Below are 26,157 nucleotides of genomic sequence, written 5' to 3' on the forward strand. Positions count from 1 at the left end.
ATATAAATAATTATTGCTGAATTATTAAAGAACATTCATAACTTATTTTTTAGAGATTTTTTTAAAAGCCTATTTTTGTGTCTAATGCGTTAAGAATATGTAAACTATTGCATAAATATTTTTTATATCAAAATAAAGTGTACCTTTGCACCCATTAAAAATCACAGATGGAATCTATTAGAAACATTGCAATTATTGCCCACGTCGATCACGGTAAAACAACTTTGGTTGATAAAATTATGTATCACTGTCAGTTATTTCGTGATAACGAAAACACAGGTGACTTAATCCTTGATAACAACGACTTAGAGCGTGAAAGAGGTATTACCATTACTTCAAAAAATGTTTCTGTAGTTTACAAAGGAACAAAAATCAACATTATTGATACTCCTGGTCACGCCGATTTTGGAGGAGAAGTAGAACGTGTATTGAACATGGCGGATGGAGTTTGTCTACTTGTAGATGCTTTTGAAGGTCCAATGCCTCAAACTCGTTTTGTATTACAAAAAGCTATTGACTTAGGTCTTAAACCTTGCGTTGTAATCAATAAAGTTGATAAAGAAAACTGTACTCCTGAAGAAGTTCATGAAAAAGTTTTTGATTTAATGTTTGAATTAGGTGCTGAAGAGTGGCAATTGGATTTTCCAACTGTTTACGGTTCTGCTAAAAATAACTGGATGTCTGACCATTGGGAAAACGTAACTGATAATGTTGAAGCATTGTTAGATATGGTTATTGAAAATGTACCAGCTCCTAAAGTTTCTGAAGGAACACCACAAATGTTGATTACATCTTTAGATTTCTCAGCATTTACAGGTCGTATCGCTATCGGTCGTCTTGAAAGAGGTATTTTGAATGAGGGTATGCCAATCTCATTAGTAAAAAGAGACGGTACTGTAATTAAATCTAGAATTAAAGAACTTCATACTTTTGAAGGTCTTGGTCGTAAAAAAGTACAACAAGTAATTGCTGGAGATATTTGTGCAATTATTGGTGTTGAAGGATTTGAAATTGGAGATACTATCGCTGATTTTGAAAACCCAGAAGCTTTAGCAACAATTGATATTGATGAGCCTACTATGAGTATGTTGTTTACAATTAATGACTCTCCTTTCTTTGGTAAAGAGGGTAAATTTGTAACTTCTCGTCATATTAGAGATCGTTTGACAAAAGAATTAGAGAAAAATTTAGCAATGAAATTAGGTGAAACTGATTCAGCTGATAAATTTATGGTTTTTGGTCGTGGTGTACTTCACTTATCTGTTCTTATTGAAACAATGAGAAGAGAAGGGTATGAATTACAAATCGGTCAGCCACAAGTAATCATCAAAGAAATTGATGGTAAAAAATGTGAACCAATTGAGGAATTAACAATTGATTTACCAGAAACACTTTCTGGAAGAGCGGTAGAGTTTGTTACTATGCGTAAAGGTGAAATGTTGAGCATGGAAACTAAAGGGGAGCGTATGATTGTTAAATTCAATATCCCATCTCGTGGAATTATTGGTTTACGTAACCAGTTACTTACTGCAACTGCAGGTGAGGCTATTATGGCACACCGTTTTATAGGATATGAGCCTTACAAAGGAGAAATTGCTGGACGTAACAAAGGTTCATTGATTTCTATGGAAAAAGGAAAAGCTATTCCTTATTCTATTGATAAATTACAAGATCGTGGAAAGTTTTTTGTTGAACCAAATGCTGAAATTTACGAAGGTCAGGTAATTGGAGAAAACTCTCGTGGAGATGATATGTGTGTTAACGTAACGAAAGAGAAAAAACAATCTAACGTCCGTTCTTCTGGAAATGATGAAAAAGCAAGGATCATTCCTCCAATCATTTTCTCATTAGAGGAAGCTTTAGAATACATTCAAAAAGATGAATATGTTGAGGTTACACCAAAATCTATTCGTTTAAGAAAAATATATTTGACAGAAACAGATAGAAAAAGATTTAAAATCTAATTCTATTTTTTATAAAATTGAAAGCCATTCGTTGATTCGAATGGCTTTTTTTAGGCTTTTTAATTTTTAGTAATTTGATATTTTGTATTCAAGTATCTATAAAGAAATTATTTTTTTAATGCTTGAAATTGCCGGAAATTATTGGTTGAAATGTACTAAGAAAGTTGTTGAAGTAATAAAATAGATTCTATATTACCTTTTCAGGCTAAAATGGCTTTTAGCTTCTCTTCCGTCTTCAAGTTTTATGGTGAACCAGTAATCATCTGCAGGTAATGGTTCCTTAAGGAAAGTTCCATCCCAACCAAGGCTTGAAGGAGATAACTGTTTCAATAATTTTCCATATCGATCAAAAATGTATATTATTGCATTTTCGTAAATACTGCTATTTATTCCTTTCAGGTTCCAATAATCATTGTATCCATCACCATTAGGAGTAAAGAATTTAGGAGCATTTAATACAGCAAAGGCTTTTTTTGTTTGTCCACATCCATTATTGTTTTCCACAATTAACTCGTGAAAACCACCAGGTACGTTTTCAAAAAGAGTTGAAGTTTGAAAAGAAGTTTCAGTTCCATTTTCGTATTGAATCATATAATTATAATCACTTGGATTATCGAGTTCAATTATAACTTGATTTGTTTGCTGTAAATCATGCACAATTATATTATTTATTTTTGCCAAATAAGATAGAGTTACAATGCATTTTCGTGTAGTGGTACAGCCTGATTTATTTTTTACAGTTACGTTATATTCACCTTCTTTGTTAATAGATATGGTAGGAGTTGTTTCGCCTGTTGACCATAAATAAGTGAAATCACTGGTTCTAGTTGGGGCTGAAATTCCTGCATTTAATTGGATTGCGGGATTTGTTAATCCTTCGCATAGAATAATATTTTCTAAAATATTAATTTTTGGAGAAGACTCGACTATAATTTCAAAATTTCCAGTTCCATAACAACCTTCAGCATTTTCAGCCCGAATGAATACTGTTTTAGATTCAGAAACAAAAGGCTCTTTGAACTCATTTGTTCCCATAGCGGCATCTTCTTCATTTGAATAAAAAAACAAACGCACATCTGAAGGTAAATTCAATTCAGTTTTTATTAAATCTTTTTTCTGTTCTAAGTCAAATGATGCTTTTCCCTCACCAAGATCACACGCATGAATTGCTTCGGGTAATAATGATATGTTTTTATTAGCATGTAAAATAACTGTTCCAATGCTATAACAACTTGAATTTGGTTGAGTGACTTTTGCATATATAAGTTCATCTGGAACGCTATTTCGATAATTTACAGGAATAGATTGAGTGTTTGTTAAATCATTTTCTGCATCGGTAATACTATGGTAATAATATACTTCAAAATCTTTATCTCCTAGACTAATAGGATCATTAGCAAGAGTCAAATTAAATAAAGCTAATCCATCAGTAGGAGTGCTGTCTTGTGTATCACATTGTGTTAACTTGTAAGTTGTTGAAAGTATTTTCGGGGCATCATAAATTGTAATTATTTTTTCAAGAGGCTCTCTGTCTTCCCCGTTTACAGTTTTTATTAGCGTTACTTTATAATCACCAACTTGAGCATAAGTATGATAGGCATCAATATCGGTGGAGGTAAATCCATCACCAAAATCCCAAAGTACACTGTCAATTTTTTCGACAGAGTTACTAAAAAAATGAGTAGCGTCACCTAAACAATTGAATTCATAATTAAAGGCATATAAGAATAAAGAAGTGATGAATGGGGGTAAGCCTAATTTGGCTTTTTTTCCACCTAAATCAATTTCGTTTTGTAAGTAATTACAGTTAGAACCATCTAATTCAGGGTTGTTTATAACAGATAGCTTATCGCTACTATCATTTCTAGTAGGATATCCAGAACGATATATTTTTTCATCAAGTGCTAGTTGTAAAGCACCTGCAACGTTTGTGGAAGAGTTGATGGTGGTTTTTGAACCTATAATATTAGCGCTTTTAAGATCAAATTGAATTAATGAGCTTCCTAAAGAAATTCCTTCAGAATCGAATAAATTTACTGTGATATATAACTTTTTTGATTTTGAAGAAAATTCTACACCGTATGGATTAGTTCCGTTAAGAATAGAAGAACCATTACTTACTTTCCCTGTAGCTGCATCAAAATCAAACAACCATACATTACCGGTATTTCGTCTAATTTCACCTTTAGGACCTAATTCATCAGTCGCTTTCAAGGAAGAATTTGCCATAGCAATTTTTTTTCCATTTGGAGATGTTTTTAAATAGCCTATAGCATTAGAAATATAACCGCCTGTTGGTACATTTAAAGATGTGGTAGTTTGAATAGGTTTTTTATCAACACCAGATGTGCTTATTTTAAAAGAGTAAAAAGTGTTTTTAAAATGGGTTATCACCCAAAACGAAATGCCATCACCGTGTTGAACAGCAGTAATTTTTTCGGAGCATTTAAATTTCACATCATCACTATCACTGGGGTCATAAGTAATGAGATGAATGTTCTTTTCTTTGATAGAGATATCTCCTAAGCCATTATTCAACCTCAAATCAACTAACGAATAATTTAATCCATTATTTGGTGGGTCCTCGTCATTTGTGAGATTATCGTCTACATTTTTTGGATTAGGCTGATCTACTGTAAATATATAATATAAGTTTAGATTACTCGGATGTGGAACAATTATAGCTGACTGAGTACTTGAGTTATGGCCTAATAGACCATACCCATTTGGCATTACCTGATGTGATTTATCATATACTATTGATCCATCAGTATAAAATAATAGTTTTCCATTTTTATCAGAAATGGTTGTGCATCCTTCGGCAGTATTTAATTTACCATTGGTTAAAGCTACTGGACTTCCTGAATTGAAATCGAGACCGGCATTATCACCAAAATACCATATAGCCGCTTCTTTTTGTCCAAAAGAGGGGGTAGTTAGAAAAAGGAAAATAAACAGTAAATGGTAATAATGTTTCATAACTAACAAATATAGTCAATATCCACAAAAAAAAGTAATAGTACGATTCATGAATATGTCTTGTATATTATCTTTTCAAACTGAAATGTCCTTTGACTTCTCTACCTCCATCTAATTTTATGGAGTACCAATAATCATCTGCGGATAAAGGCTGACCTACAAATGTACCATCCCATCCTTGACTAGAAGGAACAATCTGTTTTAAAAGTTTACCGTAACGATCAAAAATATAAATGATTGAATTTTCATTGAAATTTTCATTTACTCCTTTTACATTCCAATAGTCATTGTAACCATCTCCATTTGGAGTGAAAAATTTTGGAACACCAATCACAGCAATTGTTTTACTTACGGTTCCGCAACCATTTTTATCATTAATGTATACTTCATGAATTCCGGCAGTTACATTATCAAAGAAATTAGAATCTTGAAAAGGCCCTGAAGGAGCGTCCAGACTATATTGATATTGTCCTTGTCCAGTTACATTAACTGTAACTGAGTTTACATCTGCTAAATCAACAATTGAAATGCTTGTTATTTCTGCTATATCAGAGGCCGTGACTTTTATAGTTCGGATTCTGCTACAAGCTGCTAGAGATCTAACTTCTACCGTATAATTACCTTCTGCGTTTACATTCAATGTTGAACCAGTTTCAGACGTTAAAATTACATTGTCTTTTGTCCATACATAAGTATAGTCAGTACTGGGAGTTCCATCTTGAATTCCCGAATCTAATCTTACAAAGAAAGTGGGAAGATTAGAGCAAACTAATTCGTTTTCTTCTAAATCTTCATTCGTATCAATATTTGGTTTTGGATTTACGGTTAATGTAACCTTTGGACTCAAACCATAACAGGCATTATCAGCCATACTTTCTACGCGAACCCATATTTTTTGTTGATTTGGATATCCTTCATTTCTATAGTTTGAAGTATTTGTTATTGCATCATTTTCGGATAAAGCATCTTGCTCATTTTTGTAATATTGAATGGAGTAAGGTGTTGCGGAGGGTGGGAGAATGGCTATGATTTCTGCAGTGACGTTACTAAAATCAAAAGTTGCAATGCCGTCAGTATCATCGTTAGCAACTCCTAAATCATCACACGTAGAAAAAGTACGACTGAATGAAGCTGGAATTTGAGTAGTAGAAACTATTAAGTTAATTCGAACTATACTAATGCACTCATTAGTGTTTTTTACCCTAGACCAAACAGTCATACCTCCTGAAGTAGTATTTGTAAATGCTAATGGATTAGAAATTAATTTCCCAGTATCAGCAGTTTCAGCTCCTAAAAGTGAAGTATAATACGTAAATGTTTCGGAAGTATAATTAGTTGATATCTCGTTGTTCTTTACCGTTAAATTAAAATCAGAGAAACCATCTGTATCGTCATCACATTGAACTATTGTGACCGTATTGACTACAGGTAAAGTATAAATTGTCAAAGTAGTTTCGGAAGAAATCAAACCACATGAGTTTCCAATTTTATCCAGTTTCACTCTGTATTTGTAACCATTCATTGCATTAGTCACTTTTATCAATGTTAAGGTTTTAGCTGTAGCATTTTGATACGTCGCATTATTTAGAATGTTATTCCAAGTTATTCCGTCAATAGACAATTGCCATTGATAGGTATTTCCGCCATTGTCAGCAACAGTAATTGTGGTGTTTTCTAACTCACAAGTAGGATTTGCCAGCGGTTGAGAAGTGATTTCTATTGGCGCAGCAATTATGTAATTGTTATTAGGAGCTGTATAACCTACACCACTTGTAACTGTTCCTTTGGCATTAACAGTAACGGGATTATTTCCTAATATTCCATCATTGTTAGGATCATTAAAACCAGCCTCTATAACATCAAAACAAACATCATTATCACTATCCAAATCAATGTAATTAAAAGTTCCATCAGAATCGGTGTCAGAAATGGTGTAATTTAGTTTGCCGCTATCTGGACTGGTTTCAAGTCCGTCAAATAAACCATTCGTTCCAAAGGCAGTATATAGGCCATCTATAATTCCATCATTATTGGCATCAATAACAGTAGTGTTACCAGACTCAATTATGTCAAAAATTCCATCATTATCACTGTCTAAATCCAATAAATCATAAACAACAGGAAAAGTATTGAAGACATCATTGTCTGTATTAATTCGTGTTAGTCCGGGTTCAAAAGCATTATCAAGACCATTCTTATTGGAATCAGTTCCAGAAAAAATTTTAAAACCTTTTCCTTGTGCTTCTATTGTATCAGGAATTCCATCATTATCACTGTCTATATCTAATAAATCTGGAATTGTGTCAGAATCAGAATCAAAGGTTTCTGTATGGTTAATCATAAAAATTGCTTTGTTAACATTGGTTTCAGAAAGATTAGTATGTGTGAATGTTATTGCATTAGTAAGATAGGATGAAAATTGAAAACTTCCAGAACCAGGTATTATTGGAGTAGTACTTTTTAATCGGAATCGGATTTCGAAGGAAGAAAATTCAGTTACACCGCTTTCGTAAATTCCATCGTAATTAGTGTCTACAAGCAACTGATTTTGAGGGTCTGTTAAAGTAATGGTTTTATCTGTCGGTACTTTTATTGTAAAATCACCCTCTGCATTTAGATATTCAGAAACATCAGTTGTTTGGTTTGGACCATCCTGTCCTATATAGCTAATGCTGATGCTTTCTGTTTTCGTTAGATTTAATGCGTAGGTTGTGAAATTTGCAGTTCCAGCTGGTACTTCTGATACAAATCCGTACAATGTTTTACCGGTAATAGTTCCGCTTCCTGATGTCGTTGCATTGTAATCTGAACTTGCAGTGGGATTTGACTGATTGAAGAGCGAAATATTCGCTTCTCGATCATTAGTTATTCCATCATTATCTAAATCAATATCAATGTCATTATTTGTTCCGTCATTATCGGAATCTAAAGGACAATTACTTACCGGGATTTTATCTGAAAAAATTGGAATAGTAGTTGGGCAACTCACAATACTTCCTTTTACCTGATAATAACCAGGTTGAGTTGGGGTGTGTGAATTTGAATTTGCACCAGCAATTATTTCATCGTTAAAATACCACTGAAAAGTATCATAAGAAGATAAAGTGCTGATTTTTAGAATAACATTTGGTATACAAGCAGAATTGGATACTGAAATTTTATCAGTTACAATTTCTGGTTTAGTATCAAAACCTGAATAATAACCACCATAAGTTGCGGCTCCATTTGTTCCATTATAGGACACATAAACTTGTTTTGTAGATTTTACACTTACATTTCCAGACAATCCATTGACAGAATAATATACAAAACCGGGGTTTGCATCTATACTTATTGGACTGGATGGGATTGGTGCATCATTCATTAAAACAGTTGCACCAGATTCAGTCACAACATTTATACTTCCACTGAAAGAGGTTGTTCCTATTGAATTTATAAAGGGAATATTGTCAACTACAGTTGGTGTAGAACAATTTATGGGAGGAACAAAAAATAGATTTTGGTTTGCTGGTGAATTTGAACCACCAATGCTTTGGTAAGCAAAAATATTTTCGGAACTAGTAACATATAGATTATTATTACTGTAATAACTACCGTCCAGTACTAAATATTCACCTGCATTTTTAATAATTGGCGTAGTATTTCCATTAACGTAAATTTGAGTATTGTCTTTGTGTGCAATTAACAAAACACGTTCTAAAACGTCACTTCCCAAGCCTTTTATAAAAATATATTCTTTTCCAGTTTTTTCAAAAGAAACAATTTGATCAAAACCAACATCTCTTCCTGCGGAAACACCAGTAATTGGTCCTTCATAGTTAGAACCACCAAATGAACCAGTATTTACAACGATATCTTTATAAGAATTTATTAAACAACCGATGATGTTAGTACTGTTAAAATTTAAAGCGTTATTTTCAATGGCTAAAACGTAACTTTCATTTTTATTCAAAGTAAATGATAATGGGCTAGTAATAGTTGTTCCATCGGTTAAAACTGTGCCGGTAGGAATATTGGATATCGTTATATTAGTCCCGTTTTCAACAGCTAAAATTGATGCGAAATTCATTAAGCCAGCAGTGTTAAATTTGTTTAACATGGCTCCAATTCTAAACTCTTTCCCCAAGGCACTATTTCCCTTCGAAACTAATCCTCCAGCTTGATTATATGCCCCTGCATTTGTTCGTAAGCTTGTATAAATTAAATCCTCGGCTTCCACAATATAACCTTTGTTATTTAATTTTCCGATAATTGTGTTGGGTGTAAATATTTGCGTGTCATTACCAGATCCAATCGTATAAATCCAAGGATTATTTTTGTTTATTGAACGTGTAAATACACTTCCTCCAATTTCAATTACTTTCACTTTTACATCTAGTATGCTAGGAGTAGAAATGTATAAATAATGATCTTGCGGGGCAACTCCAGTTGAAGTTCCTGAAGTCAATGGCGGAATATAGTGTGTTTTGCTAAACTGCGAAAAACAATTTATGGAAAAAAGTGTAATGAGTAAGAGTAATGTTTTTTTCATGTGCTAAAAATAGCAAAATTTAGATTATCTCTTTAATGAAAAATGACCTTTTATTATTTTGCCGTTTTCTAAATTCAAATGAAACCAATAATCATCCGTGGGTAATGTAGATCCATTGAAAGTTCCATTCCATCCCAGGTCTGAAGCGATTAATTGTTTTAATAATTTTCCATAGCGGTCAAAGATAAAAAGAGTTGATTGGGGTAAATTATCTAGATTTTTAATTTGCCAAAAATCATTATAGCCATCATTGTTAGGCGTAAAATAACGAGGATAATCTAAAACATATGCCACATATGGAATAGATAAACCACAGCCATTTTTATCTCTGGCATAAACTAAATATTCTCCGGGTGCAACTCCGTTAAACATTGGGTCATCCTGAAAAAAAGATCCATCTATAGAAAATTCATAATCTCCAATTCCAGTATATTCAATTGATATTGAATTTTCATTTCCATCAAAATCATTCACTGTTACTCCGGTAATTGTTCCAACTCCAGAAACATCAACATGGTATTTTTTTGTTTTTCCGCAACCTTCAGAATTAGTAACTGTTACCGAATAATCGCCTGGAGTAGTAACTGTTATAGTGTTTGAACTTGCTCCAGTACTCCATAAATAGCTTGAAAATCCTGAATTTACGGTTAAGTTAATCGAGCTTGCCTCGCACAAAACAAAAGTTTCATCTTGAAAATTGGGAGGGGCAAAGGTGTTCACTACAAGTGTAATTGGAGTAATTGCATAACAATCTGTACCATTTACGATTCGGGCATAAATGATTTGTTGGGTTGCAACGGTATTTTTAAAAATATTTGATAACTGATTTTGTTGAACTATGGCATCCGTTGGGTTTAAATAATACTCTACGATTAAGCCAGCTGGTAAACCCGCAACTACTTGTGGCGTTACTTGAGTGTTTAAATCAAATTGTGACAAACCATCATTGGTACCATCAGTATCACAAGTTGAAATTGGATTTTGAACAGCAATAGCATTATTGGAGATAATTAGTTTTACTTCAGCATAATTGGCACAGTTAAATGAATTGCTCACTCTAGCAAATACTGACTGATTAACGAATTTGTTGCTATATGTTGTGGGATTTGCAATTGGGTTAGTTTTTGCCTCAGCATCAATCAAAGTTTCATAATAAACAATAGCACTTAAATTACTCGCATTGTTTTTTACAATGGCATCGACTTTAGTTAAGTTAAAAATAGATATTCCGTCGTTATCGATATCACATTGCGAAAGCGTGGTGTCATTTAAAATGATTTCTGGAGTATACTCGATTTTTATTTCTTCACTAGCGATACAGCTGGTTGTCAATTGCACTTCAACTTTATAAGTGCCTGGACTTGTAGCTGTAAAAGTAGAAGAGTTATTCGTAAATTCTAAATTATCCTTAAACCATTTGTAAGTATAGCCTAAGCTTGAAGGTAGTTTTGTGTCAATAGTATAGCTTTCACCAAAACAAATAGGATTGTTAGTTGCTAATAATCGGTCTGGTCCCAAATCAATTTTTGGTAAAAAACTACCCGCTTCAAGAAATACTGCGGAGTCATAATCTTCATTTTCATCATCAGCAATTACTAGTTTTATATGATATGTTTTTCCTGCAATAACATTTGTTTGCGCGGTTAATACTTTAGTTTGCCCGCTGTAATTTATAGGACTGGTGATGGTGTTAAATCCATTAAAGTAAGTTTCGTTTATTGATGGGCAACCAGGTCTAACGTTCCCTTGAGTATCAGTAATTGGATTTATTAAGGGGTGAACATTTACGGATGATACAGGAGTTGAAGTATTGGGTAGCACTGCTAAATTTTGATAAGTGCTTGTACCAATTTCTTTGATTAAAAAGGCAAATCCATCTGAAAATTCACAAGGGAAATAAGATTGATACTCATTAGATGCAAATATGTAATTGAAACTTATAAAATTGGTTAATGGAATGAAATCAAATTCTAAAATAGTGGCATTTACGGTATTTGTTATTCCTAATGCTTGCTCTAAATCAGAATCACCTAGCCAAGAAGAATTTCCTCCTCCTCGGGTAGAAACATAAGGACCTTCAGAATTCTTGCTACTCCAAGTACTCAAAACAACGCCTTGCGTAAAAGGAAAACTACTTGCTCCAGAATTAAAATACCCATAACTGTTTTTAGTTCCGGAAAAAGAATCTCCTTTTACTACGAAATTAGAAACATTGGCACAAGAACTGTTTACTAAAATATTTTCAACAAGTTGTTGCGCCGTATAAGAGTCATTTACTGAAATAGATTGTGAGGTTGCATCAAACACAGCGCAACTAATAAAAATATAAAATAATATTATTTTCACACATTTCATCATGTGTAAAGATACTACAAATCTCTATTTTTTAATAATCGATAGGAAAGGAAAATAAATATCACGGTCCAGCATAAAACAATACCTATGGAAGAAAAATGAACACCATAATCTTTAATGTTATCTAACCCAATTTGAGTTCCCAGATTTTTTACTACTGATAATCTGCTAAAAGGTTCTACGATTAAATTCGACATGGATTGTAACGGTAAAAACTGAGTAATAGATGCTGCGGTAGTACTGTTTGGGAATACTTTAAAAGTTAAAACCCCATTGATAACTCCTTCGATGATATTCCAAACTAAAAGAAATCCCAATGCAAAAGCAGAGCGTTTTACTAATATTCCTAAAAACAAACAGAAAGAGAAAAAACCTACCAGTTTTACAAAATAAGCCAAGAGATATTCTAAATCAGAGAAGACGATACTAAATTCAGTATAGGAAGAATAGCTAAGTCCTAAAATGAGTGACATTATAAAAACAAAAATAGTTGAAACTGTAGCAAACAAAACGACTGTTAGAAATTTAGACTGAATAAATTCCTTTTTACTCATTCCATCAATTAAATTTTGTTTTAGTGTTCCATAGCTGTACTCATTTGCCATCATGGAGACAATAACAATCGCTAAAAACAGTTTTAATATTGCTGCTATATAGGTGTTGAAATGCCATATAAAAGGGAAATTAAAAATTCCCATCTCAGCAAGATGAAATTTAAAAATACCAAGATCAAATTTTATGGAGGCTATTAATGCTATAAAAGTTAAGAGAATAAAATAAGCCAATGTTAAAACACGACTGGCTTTGTTTTTCCAAATTTTTTGTAATTCTATTGAGAGTAATCTTTTCATGATTTAGTTTTTGAAAGTTGGGTTAGAATTAGTCAGTTCTAAAAATTGTTCTTCTAAGCTGTTTTTACGTTTTACCAAATGATTTAGTACGATGTTTTTTTCAAAAAGAAATCTATTCAATTCCTTTGCATCTAAATCATTTTTTAAATAAACTAAAACTTTCCCATCCTCATTTACTACATTTTTAACTGCAGGATGAGTTTTAACCGCTAGGATTAAATTTTCAGTGTCATCAGCTTGCAATTCAAAAAAACCTTCATTTGCTGACATACCATCAACTAAACCAGTGTATAAAATTTCTCCTTTTCTTAAAACCAAAACATGAGTACATACTTTTTCTACTTCGTCTAATAAATGAGAAGCGAGTAAAATAGTAGTTCCTTTTGAGGCAATTTGTTTGATGATATCTCTAATTTGATGAATCCCTTGAGGATCTAAACCATTTGTAGGTTCATCAAGAATTAATATTTCTGGATCATTCAGTAGGGCAGAAGCAATCGCTAAACGTTGTTTCATCCCTAAAGAAAAAGTACTGAATTTACTATTTTGTCTATCTACTAAACCTACTAGCTCAAGTTTTTCATTGACTTTTGCATAGTTGATTCCTTTAATTTTACAAACCAGCTCTAAATTTTCCTTAGCAGTCATGTAAGGATAGAAATTAGGTCTTTCTATAATTGCACCTACTTTTTTTAGGGCTTCATGCGTTTCCATTGTACCGCCAAACCAGCTGTATTCTCCAGAAGTTTTATTGACCACATTCAGAGCGATTCCTAAAGTTGTTGATTTTCCGCTCCCGTTAGGACCGAGAATTCCGTACACATTGCCTTTATGTATGTCGAAAGAAACGTTTTTCAAGGCTTGAAGTGAGCCATAACGTTTGTTGAGATTTTTGATAGAAAGTATCGTTTCCAATGGGTTCATCTTTTACATTTTTATATAGGACGAACAAGAAAGGAATTTGTTACTATTTAATCGGAATTAGTTTATTTCTCCAATCAAGAGGCAGAGCTTATGTAATTTTTCGGCTGTTATGGGTTTCATAATATAATGTTTAACGACACTATATTTTTTTGCCATCTCAATATCTGCAGGGTCTATGGAAGAAGTCATTATGAAAATAGAGATTTCTTTTTTTAGGGCTAATAAAATGAATTCATCTAAAAACTGCCATCCGTCCATGACGGGCATATTTAGGTCTAGCAAAATGGCATCGGGCAGAATTCCATCATCAAGAGCATTTGCTTTTAATTTCTCTATCGCATGTTGAGCATTGTAAAAGGATTGGGTTTCTTCGCAAAAATTACTTTTAGCGATGAGAATGCTCATCAATTTCACCGTTAATTTGTCATCATCAATAATGTATGTTAATTTATTTTTCATTTAAATAAATTTTAAAATTAGAACCATGACCCACTTCACTTTCTATTTCAATTTTTCCATCCATAGCTTCGAGCTGGTTTTTGGTTATAAATAATCCAATTCCTTTTGCATCTTCGTTTCCGTGAAAGGTTTTGTACATTCCAAAAAGTTTATGCCCATTTTTTTTTAAATCTAAACCTAAGCCATTGTCTCTAAAGTTAATAATAGTGTAGTCATCTGTGATTTCGTAACCAATTTCTAAAGTAGCTTTCCGGTCTGGAGATTTATATTTAATTGCATTTGTAAATAAATTTAGCAAAATACTATCTAAGTAAGCAGGAATTGCAGTAACAATCAAATCTTCGGGGATTGTATGCGTAATTGATATTTGACTGTCTTTAATGGCTAAACTTAGCGCTTTTTTAGTTTTTTCAATTTCATTCTTTAACTGAATCTTAGTCTTTTCAATATTTGTTTTTTGTTGGATTGTTATAATTTCATTCAAATATTCAATTGATTCGGAAAGTTTTTCAGTTCCTTCTTTGAATAAATCAAAATAGGAAAGCTTCTCATCAATATCATCTGTATTTTCAATTACATCCACTACCATTGATAGATTACTCGTGTGGGAGCGTATGTTATGGGAAACAATGTGGGTGAAATTATATAATTTATTGTTTTGACTACTGGTAACATCCAATAATCGTTTAAGTTCAAACTCTTTTTCAATCCTTTGGGTTACGTTTCGACCTACTCCAATAAAATTAATGAAATTATTATTACTGTCAAATACAGTAGTTATATTGAGTTCAAACCAATATTTCTCTTTGTTTTTATTATAATTTAGTATCGTGATTTTGATACTTTCTTTATTTTTAATTGCTTTTCTCATTACTAATGTAGCATTGGAATCAGTTTCAGGTCCTTTGGATGAATAGCCCGGTTTTTGCCCTATTACTTCCTCCATATTTAAACCAGTAAGATCTAAATAGGCCTGATTTGCCCAAACCGCTTCTCCTTTTTCATTTGCAATTACGATTGTGTCAGTAGTTTCTGAAGCTGCAAGTGATAATAAATTTAATTTAGCTTCAACATTCTTTCTTTCACTGATATCTCTAATGAAACAAACCAGATAGGTAATGTTATCGACTTGAAATTTCTTTCCGGAGGCTATTTCTACAGGTATAGTTTCTCCACATTTTGTTTTTATGCGCGTTTCATTGACGGTATATTCATTCCTGGTTAAATTATATTTTAGAAAAAGCCGAAGTTCTGTTCTAAGCTCATCCGGAAATAGTTTTGAATTATGTAAACCTTTTAATTCAGAGTTATTGTATCCTGTAAGTTCAGATGATCTTGAATTACAGTCACTGATTATACCGTTTGAGGTGTCAATGATAAAGATTGCATCATTCGCGCTGGAGAAAATCGAAGAAAATTTTTCAACATTCAGCTGTAGTTCATTTATTAAATTCTGCTCATTTGTGATGTCTTGAAAGGTACCTAATAAATTCATGGGGTTTCCGTCAATAACTTCTACCTGGCAAATACATTCGATATACTTGATGTTATTTTTAGCGGTAATAATCTGAAATTTATCATCAAATGAAATTCCCTCGTTGACAGCTCTTTCGATAAGTGCTTTAATTCGATCTCTATTTTCGCCTTCTGTATAAAAACTAATACCGTTTCTATTTACAGGTTCAAAATCTTCAGGAACTTCAAGAATATATTTCGTAACAGCATCCCAATATACAGCATTGGTTTGCACATTCATTTTCCAAATTCCAATTTTAGCTGATTGTGCAGCCTTGAAATAGAGTTTGAGCTTATCTGTCATTAGTAGGGTTTAAAATATTTTAAGAGTCTTGGGGACAACCAAATATAAAGTTTAAATCTTGGTGCCAAACATTTTTAACATAAAAACAACTTAATTGTATTTTAGTTTTTGCTAAATAATACGTAATGTGTTCTTTTTTAGTATTTTATGTTTTATTTTTAAAAAATAAAAAAGTCGTTTTTTATCTAATAATTAAGGAGTTACAGTTTTCTCGAATTTTACTCTTTTTAAATAAAAATAATTTGGACTTAAAATAGTAAGCTCAAAATTGTATTTGAAGTACTTTATTTCTAATTACTCAGTAGTTTGAAAAACATATATTTAAAAAGGAATACCCTTCAGCGGCTTAATTTATTGTAATTTTGTATTAAATTATTTTTCAAATGAGTAGTGAGCCAGTAATGCTTTTTAAAAAACCATCGTATCCAATAAACAAATCACTATTGGAATACTTGGAGCGTTTTGACCGTTTGTCAAAAGTTTCTATTTTTTACGATGATTTATTGCGCTTTTCAGGATCTGTGAACGTTTATGATAAAAATGACGAGGATACATTATGGATTCGAGTGTATTATAATGAATTTGAAAGGCAAGAAATTGATTTGAATCTAAAAAAAATCTATTCGCTGTTGCATTCTGATGGTAATTTGGGGATTCTTAAATTTTTGAATGTGGATTCCATTGATTACTGTACTTTTGGAAACTCGAAACCTTTTCGAATAAAAGTCAGAAACATTCTGAATGATAATTACACTCATTTTTATATCAAGAAAGCAGATGCTTCTCGTATTTACGGACTAGAATTAGAGCATATTTTATCTCCGGATAAGATAAATTTTTTAGTGTACAATGACACTTTGATAGAGGAACATATCATGGGGATTCCTGGGGATGTTTTCATAAAAACACTTTTGGCAGATTGTACTGAAACTGAAAAATCACAAATTGCAAAAGAGTTTGTAAAATTCAACGAGCGTTGTATGATACGATTGTTGGGAGATATGCGTTCCTATAATTACGTGATAGTTCCTACACATGATTTTGACCATGTTGTTTATAAAATACGCGCTATAGATTTTGACCAGCAATGTTATGAAGGAAATTTTAAAGTCTACCGACCTCAATTTTTCAAAGAAAATTATCCAATGGTAAAATTGGTTAAAGACAAACTTCAAAACAGTTCAATCGAGCAATATAAAGATGAGGAAAGAGCGGTTCTTGCCAAAAGAATCCATTCTGCCGAGAATCGTATCAAAAGATTATTACAAATTATGGGCGATGATGTAATCGCTCCGGAGGAACATTTGAAGCAATTGCAATTAGAATTATACCGTTACACCAATGATTTGAATTTTAAAAAAGCAAAATCTATGGGTAATATTATGAGTGCTGCTTTTGAATTTATTACGAGAAACTTTAAAAACACAAATTTATTTAAAACGGAGTTTTAGTCTTTTATAAATTTATTATTTACATTAAATCAACTATGAGAAACTATATTTTCATCTTATCTGTTTTTACTTTTTTGTCATGTCAACAAGATTCAGGTGCTTTAAAAACGGTTTATTCGTTGCCTAAAAAGCTAAAAGAAGTTTCAGGAATCACCTATTTATCTACAAGTAATTTGCTTTGGACACTGGAAGACAGCGGTAATGCAAATGAAATTTACGGACTGAACTTTGAAAATGGCAAAATCGAAAAAACGATTATCATTGAAAATACGGAGAATATCGATTGGGAAGATATTACAAAAGACAAAGAAGGAAATCTTTATATTGGAGATTTTGGCAACAATGATAATGAAAGAAAAGATTTAAGTATTTATAAAATCGATAAAAAATCCTTAGCTACTGAAAGTGCAATTCCGGCTTATAAAATTTCATTTGCGTATCCGGAACAAAAAGATTTCCCTCCTAAAAAAACAGAAATGTTCTATGATGTAGAAGGTTTTTTTGAGTTTAAAAATAATTTCTATCTCTTCACTAAAAACCGAAGCAAAGGTTTTGACGGAACCGCTTTTTTATACAAAATCCCCAATACTGCAGGTTTTCATCAGGCGGTTTTAATAGGGCAATTCAAAACTTGTGACAACTACAATCATTGTGCAATTACGGCCGCAACGATAAGTCCAGATGAGTCCAAAGTTGCTGTTTTAACCCATGATAAAGTTTTTTTATTCGAAAGCTTCGAAGGTGATAATTTCCTGAATGGAATAAAAACCACCCTAGTATTAGATCATTTTTCCCAAAAAGAAGCAGCTTCTTTTATTGATAATGACAGACTTTTTATTGCCGATGAAAGATCTAAAAGCATAGGAGGGAATGTTTATGATGTTAGTATCAAAAAACTAAAACCCAAACCCTAAACCAAAAGCAATTCGGGCTTCCTCATTGGCAGTTTTAAAATAGGTGATTCTGGCTGTAACTACATTTAGTCCGTTGAGCCATAATCCGCCTCCAAAAGATTGATGCCATTTATCTGAATTCTCGCCTTTTTGCCAAACTCTTCCATAATCAAAACCACCTAGAATTCCGTAAGTCATAGGCAAAACGCTTCTTCTAATTTTTCCTAAATTCCAACGTATATCAGTACTTTGATAAAACGATTGATTGCCTAAAAAGCGTTCGTTTCTAAAACCTCTTAAATCATAATCACCTCCCAAAGTTGCTCCTTGGTAAAACTCAAAATTGTTATTCAATAGCATTTTCGCTTTTATAATAGTGGCCAAAACTACTTTACCATTGGCATCAATTTTATGGTTAAAATTAAGCTTGCTTTCCAATGAAGGAAAATTTCTTTTAGCATCATTCAAGTTCATTTTCCATGTTCCTGCTATTGCAAATCCCATTCCCATGGAGGGAAATGAAGGAATATCATAATTTTCAAAACTGTATTTAAGTGTTGCTCCAGCAAATTGCTGGCTGTCAAAAATATCAGGATTTACAATTCCTGGAATGTTTATGAATCGATTATTGGTTTCCTCTACAGTGATTTGCTCAAATGAAGTTTGGAAATGGATTGTACTTCCGGATTTACCCACTTTTTTGATTGATGGCAGTACTTTCAACATTCGGATGCGCACACGATTGTAATCCATTCCGAAAATATCGTCATTATTTACGGTTTCATTTCCAGTGCCAAAATAATTGATTGTAAAATTTGGACTTGTGAATTGGCTTTCTAAATCTAAATCCCATTTGTCAATGGACTTCGGAAAATGTGCATTGTAAACCAGTTCATATCCATCTGTCGCAAAAAAGTAATTTGCTTTCAAAATGTGTTTTTGCGTGTACGGATTTTGGTTGAATTTATTGATGGTATAGTTTGCGATAAAACCTATTTTGACACCATCATCAGGATTAAAACCAATATTTGGTAATCCTGAAAAGACATTGTATTTAGGTTTTTCATAATCATAATGACTTGCTTCATAATCATCGGACAAAAGAACTCTGGTTTTTGAATCTAAAGTGTAGGTATTTGTTTTTGATTTGAAATCATGAATTTTTACCTTTTTCCCGTTTTCTACAGTATATAAATCTTCGTCTTGTCCTCCAATTAATCGAATATTTATATCTGATTTTGCGTTTCCTTTCACTTCAAAAATATCGTCTTCATCCAATCCGTAAATCCAAATATTTTTTGTTTTTCCTGCAACAAAATCTTTTCTGTACAGCAATTCATCTCCTTCATTTTTAGAACGATATACTTCAATACCAATCTTATTTTTTGCTGTCTGATGAATTATAAATTTGTCTTTTTTGTCGGTACCAACAATCAAAACGGTTTTTTGTAAAACAGTATAATAGTCAGATGCGTAGCGCTGCAATTGCGTTTTTCGTATTTTTAATTTACGTTTTATAGTTTCAATAGTTTCATCTTGAACTGCTGCAGGCAGATTATCAAAGGCACTGTCAATAGCACTATCCGAAAGGTTTTCTTGAATGAATTTGGCTTGTTTAAGCCACTCATTTTCATCAGCGGTTTTAAGAAAAGCAAGGTCCAAAGGATAAGGTTCACGATTCAGCCATTTTACATTTTTAATTTTCTCATTAAAGGTTTGCATGTGTCGCAATGAAGGCATATTCATCAAGATGGTAAGTAATGCGCCATCATATTTTGTAAAGGCTTGATCGCGATCTCTTGGTATGGGTTTGTAAATTATTTTTTTGTCTACTTTATATTCTCCCCAGCGCCATTGATCTTCATGTCTGTCCCAATCTCCAATGAGCATATCAAATAAACGTGCTTTTATATATTCACTTTCATCAATAGTGTATTTTTCATCTTTATGAAGATTCTTCATTAGATCTTCGGTACTGATTATTGCTGTAGGATTACCAAAGCTTTTTACGCCAATTTGGCTGTCAGTAGGACGCTCTTCTACCATATACAATTCATCACCAAAATTAGCATTAAAATCTTTTAACGCTTTGTGTCTGGGAATATAATACAATACTGGATTTGAATGTGCGACACCAATCTTTTCAGCTAAGTTCCCAACAGCAAAAGGAGTGTAAGGATGTGAAGTGGTATAAAAATCAAGTAAAAAATTCTCAGCATATGTATCTTCAAATTCGTTTTCGATAAATTGGTCTTTAAACGCTACCGATTGCAGAAAACGAGGAGCACTTTTTTTCAAGGCGCGCATTACATATTCTTTTCCGTTTTTGTCAACAATTTGCAATGATTTTGATTGATGTCCGCCACCGGCACGTTTTGGTTTTAAACCGCCAAAAAGAGTATCAATAGTTGTCGTTTGTACTTCTATCGGTAAACTGTAATACTTTCTATAATGCTTCCCAAAAAGGAATCTATAAAATGCATTTTTATCTGTTTGTTTTGCTGAATAGATAGTTGCAGTGGTCGTTTTAGCAAATGAAGTCGAAAAATTTTTGGTGCTGAAATCATCTTTTTCAGCTACTATAAATTGTTCGAAAATCAGTTTTTCTTTACTATTTTCTTTTCCGTAGAAGGACACTTTTGCGGCTCCATTTTCATAAACTGTTAATTCGGCATACCCATTTCCACCATAAGAAAAATCATTTGGAAAAACGGCTTTTGCAGCCTCAGATTTTGATCCGGCACCACTTACAATTTGTTTGATGTTGTCTTTTTCAATGTATTGTAAATTATGGTCATGGCCAGAAACTACAATAACATTATCTTGGCTCTGTAATAGTGTTTTTATGCGTTTTATAAAAATAGTATACTGTTTGTTTTGAATGTCTTGCGGGCTAATTCCCGATGTTTTTCTGATGAGGTTGATAACGGAGCCCAAGACAGGAAGTGGAATTTTTTGCTCTAATGGAAATAGTTGTTTTTCCAATGAAAACTGTCCGCCGTGCGTTCCATTGCTCATTAATGGATGATGCAATGCCAGAATTATTGTTTTCTCTTGATTTTTATTCAGAATATCTTCTAATTCATTAAAAAAAGCTTCTCTTGATTTTATCGTGCAATCATCATTTATGGTTGGACTATTATCCCAGTCTTCCAGAAACCATTGACTGTCGATAGTAATCAAAGTTAGATTTTTATTGATTTCTAAGTCATCAATCCCACAGCCTTTTCTGGGTAAAAATGATTTTTTATCATTTAAATATTCGGTTACAAATTTTGACTGGCGTTCTAAACCCTTTATTCCACTGTACCAATCGTGGTTTCCAGGAATAAAAATAGTTTGACCTTTGAAGTTTTTAGATAATTTTAGTTGATTTGTAAGCTTACTTTCGGCAATAATTCGCTCATTTGGGCGGTCAGTATTCGGCAATCCTTTTGGATAAATATTGTCACCAAGAAATAAAAGCGTCGTATTCTTATTTGCTTTTTTTAATCGATCTTCCAGTAAACCAATTGTTTGTTGTGCTTTTTCTTCATTGGCGTTTCCAGCATCACCTATTAAATAAAAAGTATGTGCAATTTTTGAGCTATCTATTCCGTTTTGTGATATCGGAGTTTTGATGTTTTTATCAAATTGTGCGTGATGTGTTGCACATGATTGAAAAATGAATCCTGAAGCAAATAATATAAAAACTGCTTTATTTGAAGTTATAAAACGATTATCCGAAAACAATTTCATATTTTAGTAGTGTAAAAATTTCTTTATGAATCTTATAGAACAAGCCGAAAATTTTGTTAGTAAATTACTCAAAGATAAACTTTCTAATTCATATACCTACCATAATTTTAATCACACTTTTGACGTAGTAGCTGCCGTTAGCACACTTGCTGACAGCGAAAATATAAGTTCTTCTGATAAAGAAATTTTGCTTATTGCCGCTTGGTTTCATGATACAGGATATATAAAAGGTTGTAGTAATCACGAAGATTCCAGCATTGTGATAGCTTCTGATTTTTTATTGGAAAACGGGAAGTCTACGGATTATATTGAGAAAGTAGCAGTATTAATCAAAGCAACTAAAAAGGAATATATTCCCCAAACACTTTCTGAAAAAATAATAAAAGATGCTGATTATTACCATATTTTGAATGATGATTATATTTTTAGCTGTGAGGGGTTAAGAAACGAATGGAAAAATATTGAAGGGAAATCTTTTACAGATAAAGATTGGGCTGTAGAAAACTTTAATTTCTTATCTAATATTCATCGGTTTTACACGGATTATGCTTTAGAAAATTGGCAACCTTTAAAGGAGAAAAACATAAAACGTCTTCAGAAAAAACTAAAAAAAATGAACTTGAAAACGAATAACGAATTCGATAAAGAATATAAAAAAAGAGAAAAAGAAGATAAACCAGAGCGAGCAGTTGATACTTTATTTAGGGTAACATTAAATAATCATACCAGTTTAAGTGGTATTGCAGATAGTAAAGCCAATATTTTACTGTCCGTAAATGCAATTATTATTTCGATAGCGCTTTCTACGTTGATTCCAAAATTAGACAGCCCAAAAAATGTTCATCTCATGATTCCTACTTTTATTATGCTAATGTCCAGTGTAATTACTATTATTTTTGCGATACTTTCCACACGACCAAAAGTGACCAAAGGAGTTTTTACCCGAGAAGATATTGAAAATAAAAAAGTGAATTTACTCTTCTTCGGAAATTTCTACAAAATGCCTTTGGATGAATACCAATGGGCTATGAACGAAATGATGAAAGACAGGGAATACCTTTATAACTCTATGATTAAGGATTTATATTTTCTGGGATTGGTTCTTGAGAAAAAATACCGTTTATTAAGAGTTGCCTATAATTTTTTCATGATAGGAATTATAATCTCGGTAATTGCTTTTGTAATTGCTTTTAAAATGGTTGGTTCTTAATTTAATTCATCCAGTAAATCCTGGTAAGAAAAGTTTTTTGGAGTTTGTTCTTTAATATCATTAATCACTTTTACCCTGATTGCTCTTAGGCCTGAAACTCCTTGTAATTCTTCTACTTCAAATTGTTCGATGGTTGGTTCCAATACTTTTTTAAATTGTAGAAATTTGATGTAATTCAGATATTCTGTTTCCTCATTATTGTGGGAATATACGATTGTGATTTTTTCTTTTTCGGTAATTCTATCTTTTGTTCCTTTGATATTGGCTTTGTCGATACGTTTTTTCACTACTTCATAACGCGCATTGTAGGTACCGTCAACATCAAAACGTTTTTCATCCATTCTAAATCGAATAGAAATAGCGGAACTAAACACTAAAATCAACGAAGTTACATCGAGTTCATAAGGCAAGGTAGATTTGAGCTGATGGTGTTCCAGTTCCATTTCGCACAACGTTTGCAATTGCCATAATCTTAAATTATGAAGGTACATACTATCAAAATCTTTGTTTGGTGTAATTGACGCACCTATATAAAGATTGTGTTCCACACCATCGGTTTTGAAACGTTCATAATAATGTGGAAAAATATTTTGTGCTTCAACTTGTTTTTTGTCAAGAATAGAAGCTAGTTTTTTATTAACAATAGACATTGCATTATCAAATTTCTTTCTCGAATGATAAAATAGTCCTGTTTTTTCGTCCAAACTTTCAAAATAATTGTGCTCTAGTGTTTCACCTAGCTCGTTTGTTTTTGTATTCCTTAAAATAGGATGAATTTCTTTTTCTATATAAAGTTGAATCTGCTGTTCTGTATCCGCTTTCAAAGGCGATTTCAGTTGTTCGTAAAATGATTGCAATTCAAATTTCCGTTGTTCCAATAAAACCAGATTGGTATTTGATTTTTGATTTTCAAATATTTGAATAAGTGATTCAAGTTGATTTTTTAAATCTTCTTTTACGGTTTCATTTCTATGATTGGAAGAACCTTTAATATCTATTTGCCCATATAAAGGGTACACTTCCTTAAATACAATTTCTTTGAAAATATAGTCTTTATTTGGATTATTGGTCTGAAAATATTTGAGCGCTTCTCTTCTAAATTTCCAATAAACACTTGGGTGAATGGCAGTATATTCTCTCTGAATGATAGCTTCTACTTGGTATCGCATATCATTTTTATAGCGCTCCAATGTGTCTACCACATAAGGCAAAATCAAATCCAGATTGTTTACATTAATGCTGTTTAGTTCTCTAGGTTTCCCCGAAACTAATTCTATAATACCTAAAAGTTTATCGTTTTTTATTACCGGAGCAAGAATACAGCTTTTAATATTGAGTTTTAAAAAATGCTCTCCTAGCTTTTCATTCCCTTCAGTTTTGACAAATTTTTCAACATTTGAAATTACAAAAGGCTTATTCTGTTCTAAAATATTTTCCAATGAGCAACCAAAAAGCGCATTTTTACAATCTACTTCTTGCATGTCATGTAGAATAAAACTGTCTATTTTGTTGTCTTCATAAGGAGGTTTTACAAATTTTTCGTCTTCTTCATTGTAAATGATAAAACCAACTTTTAAATCAGATATTTTAAAAATGGAACGGAAAATGGTTTCAAAATTACTATCGCTATCTGTATGTTCAGTCTTTGATTTCAAAAGGTTGCTTTTCAAGTTTGAAACGGCACTTTCAATAGAGGCATCAAATAATGATACGATACCAAAGCCTTTTAAAATCCAGCTTTCAGAAGGGAATTTCTCTTTCCATAAATCGATATTATCATAATTGTCCATCAATAAATCAATATCTTCAGCAGATAATTGTATCGATTTATCAGTAGGTACGATTTCCATAAAATCAGCATTATATAGAATTCTGTAATGCTTCATTACGCCATTTGCATCAGGAATATCGTAAAATAAAGGTCTGTTGAAATCAAAATGTTGATTATAAAAGGTATTCAAAATCAAAATGCAATTCATAATATAGAATTGATTTTGATCAAAATCCCTGATTGTCATGTCAAATGTTATTCCTGCATTTTGAAGTATTTTTTTGAATCTTTCAGAGTAATTGAACGTAAAATTCTGAAAAGGAATAGTAACCGCTTTGATTTCGTTTTGAGTCAGCGCAGTAGGGAAAAGATCAGCTAGTAAATGTTGTATAAGAGTTTCGTTTTTTAGAATTAGATTCAAGTCCTCTATTCCTGTTCTAAACTCAGGAAAAGGTTCAGTTTCTTTCAATAAAGCTTTGGCATAATTTGAGCGATAATCGACATTAGTTACTGCGATTTTCTCTAAAGCTTCAATGAGTTTATGGAATGATATTAGAGTTTTGAACGGGCTTTCTTTAAACAAATGATAATCCATCTGATAGTTTATTTAGAATACAAAATTACTAATAAACGAAATTGGATAGCTAAATTTCAGGTCTTTTTTTTAAGAAATAGTTTAATTAAAATTTAATAAATCAAATTTTTTAATACTAAATTAGAGTTTGTATTTAAGTAGTTTGCGGAAATTATCTGATAGAAATGCTATTGTATCTTAGCAGTTTTTTTTGATTATTTTTCTGTCTCAATATCAGGATTGATTTTATTAATAGAAGGATTAGCATGTTTTACGTTTTTATAAGGTTAGGTATGAAAAATAACAATTTGTTATTCAGTAATCTAATGCGTTGTAATGAATCCAAAAATAATTTTATACGAAATGAATTCTTTTGTTGTAGAAACCAATGACCGTTTCATTTATTTCTTTTAGTTCTGGTGAAAGAAATGTTTTCCTATCTTTTTCATCGTTAGTTAATTCAAGTTGAGAAACTGTACATTTTAACTCCTTGAAATGATTTGTTACATTTCAGGTTGTAATTATTTTATCACCAAATAGAGTTAACAGAATTTTTTTACTTAGAAATTTTTCTTTGATTTCGATTTATTCATACTATTGGTTATTTAGATTTAAATATTAAAGGGAATTAAACTTAA

13 protein-coding genes are annotated in these 26,157 nt (G+C 32.1%); 4 read left to right on the forward strand and 9 right to left on the reverse strand.

Annotated elements, in window-relative coordinates:
* Positions 1–167: 167 nt before the first annotated feature.
* Positions 168–1,964 (forward strand): translational GTPase TypA, encoded by a 1,797-nt coding sequence (gene typA / locus ACNQF8_RS09535; RefSeq protein ID WP_315211037.1) that lies wholly within the window; start codon positions 168–170, stop codon positions 1,962–1,964.
* A 192-nt stretch (positions 1,965–2,156) separates the two neighbouring features.
* Here the strand turns inward: typA and ACNQF8_RS09540 are convergent, their stop codons facing one another.
* From ACNQF8_RS09540 to ACNQF8_RS09570, 7 genes are all read right to left on the reverse strand, one after another.
* Positions 2,157–4,943 carry a T9SS type B sorting domain-containing protein gene (locus ACNQF8_RS09540; protein ID WP_417953344.1) on the reverse strand — a complete coding sequence of 929 codons (2,787 nt, stop codon included), beginning with the start codon at positions 4,941–4,943 and terminating at the stop codon, positions 2,157–2,159.
* A 67-nt stretch (positions 4,944–5,010) separates the two neighbouring features.
* Positions 5,011–9,474, reverse strand: a complete 4,464-nt coding sequence (locus ACNQF8_RS09545; protein ID WP_417953343.1) for a T9SS type B sorting domain-containing protein — start codon at positions 9,472–9,474, stop codon at positions 5,011–5,013.
* A 24-nt stretch (positions 9,475–9,498) separates the two neighbouring features.
* Positions 9,499–11,829 (reverse strand): choice-of-anchor L domain-containing protein, encoded by a 2,331-nt coding sequence (locus ACNQF8_RS09550; RefSeq protein ID WP_417952385.1) that lies wholly within the window; start codon positions 11,827–11,829, stop codon positions 9,499–9,501.
* 14 nt (positions 11,830–11,843) lie between these two features.
* Positions 11,844–12,680 (reverse strand): ABC transporter permease, encoded by an 837-nt coding sequence (locus tag ACNQF8_RS09555; protein WP_417953342.1) that lies wholly within the window; start codon positions 12,678–12,680, stop codon positions 11,844–11,846.
* 3 nt (positions 12,681–12,683) lie between these two features.
* A complete protein-coding gene (locus ACNQF8_RS09560; RefSeq protein ID WP_417952384.1) occupies positions 12,684–13,595 on the reverse strand; it encodes an ABC transporter ATP-binding protein in 912 nt (303 codons plus the stop codon).
* Between the two features lie 66 nt (positions 13,596–13,661).
* Positions 13,662–14,063 (reverse strand): response regulator, encoded by a 402-nt coding sequence (locus ACNQF8_RS09565; protein WP_417953341.1) that lies wholly within the window; start codon positions 14,061–14,063, stop codon positions 13,662–13,664.
* The gene (locus ACNQF8_RS09570; RefSeq protein ID WP_417953340.1) at positions 14,053–15,882 is read right to left on the reverse strand and encodes a PAS domain S-box protein; all 1,830 of its coding nucleotides are present in this window, start codon (positions 15,880–15,882) and stop codon (positions 14,053–14,055) included. The genes ACNQF8_RS09565 and ACNQF8_RS09570 overlap by 11 nt, the downstream gene beginning before the upstream one ends.
* 383 nt (positions 15,883–16,265) lie before the next feature.
* Between ACNQF8_RS09570 and ACNQF8_RS09575 the strand changes: the two genes are divergently transcribed.
* Together ACNQF8_RS09575 and ACNQF8_RS09580 are read left to right on the forward strand one after the other, a co-directional pair.
* Complete coding sequence (locus ACNQF8_RS09575) at positions 16,266–17,333, forward strand: hypothetical protein (RefSeq protein ID WP_417953339.1); 1,068 nt, start codon at positions 16,266–16,268, stop codon at positions 17,331–17,333.
* Between the two features lie 35 nt (positions 17,334–17,368).
* Positions 17,369–18,247 (forward strand): hypothetical protein, encoded by an 879-nt coding sequence (locus ACNQF8_RS09580; protein WP_417953338.1) that lies wholly within the window; start codon positions 17,369–17,371, stop codon positions 18,245–18,247.
* Here ACNQF8_RS09580 and ACNQF8_RS09585 read toward each other — a convergent pair.
* On the reverse strand, positions 18,230–21,964 hold the full coding sequence (locus tag ACNQF8_RS09585; RefSeq protein WP_417953337.1) for a metallophosphoesterase: 3,735 nt from the start codon (positions 21,962–21,964) through the stop codon (positions 18,230–18,232). The two genes, ACNQF8_RS09580 and ACNQF8_RS09585, sit on opposite strands and share 18 nt — an antisense overlap.
* Before the next feature lie 25 nt (positions 21,965–21,989).
* On the opposite strand from ACNQF8_RS09585, the gene ACNQF8_RS09590 reads away from it, so the two are divergent.
* Positions 21,990–23,174, forward strand: a complete 1,185-nt coding sequence (locus ACNQF8_RS09590; RefSeq protein WP_417953336.1) for a Pycsar system effector family protein — start codon at positions 21,990–21,992, stop codon at positions 23,172–23,174.
* On the opposite strand, the gene ACNQF8_RS09595 is transcribed toward ACNQF8_RS09590, so the two are convergent.
* Complete coding sequence (locus ACNQF8_RS09595) at positions 23,171–25,540, reverse strand: GAF domain-containing protein (RefSeq protein WP_417952283.1); 2,370 nt, start codon at positions 25,538–25,540, stop codon at positions 23,171–23,173. The genes ACNQF8_RS09590 and ACNQF8_RS09595 overlap by 4 nt on opposite strands.
* Positions 25,541–26,157 lie beyond the last annotated feature (617 nt).

The organism is Flavobacterium labens, assembly GCF_048286755.1.
Classification (GTDB): Bacteria; Bacteroidota; Bacteroidia; order Flavobacteriales; family Flavobacteriaceae; genus Flavobacterium.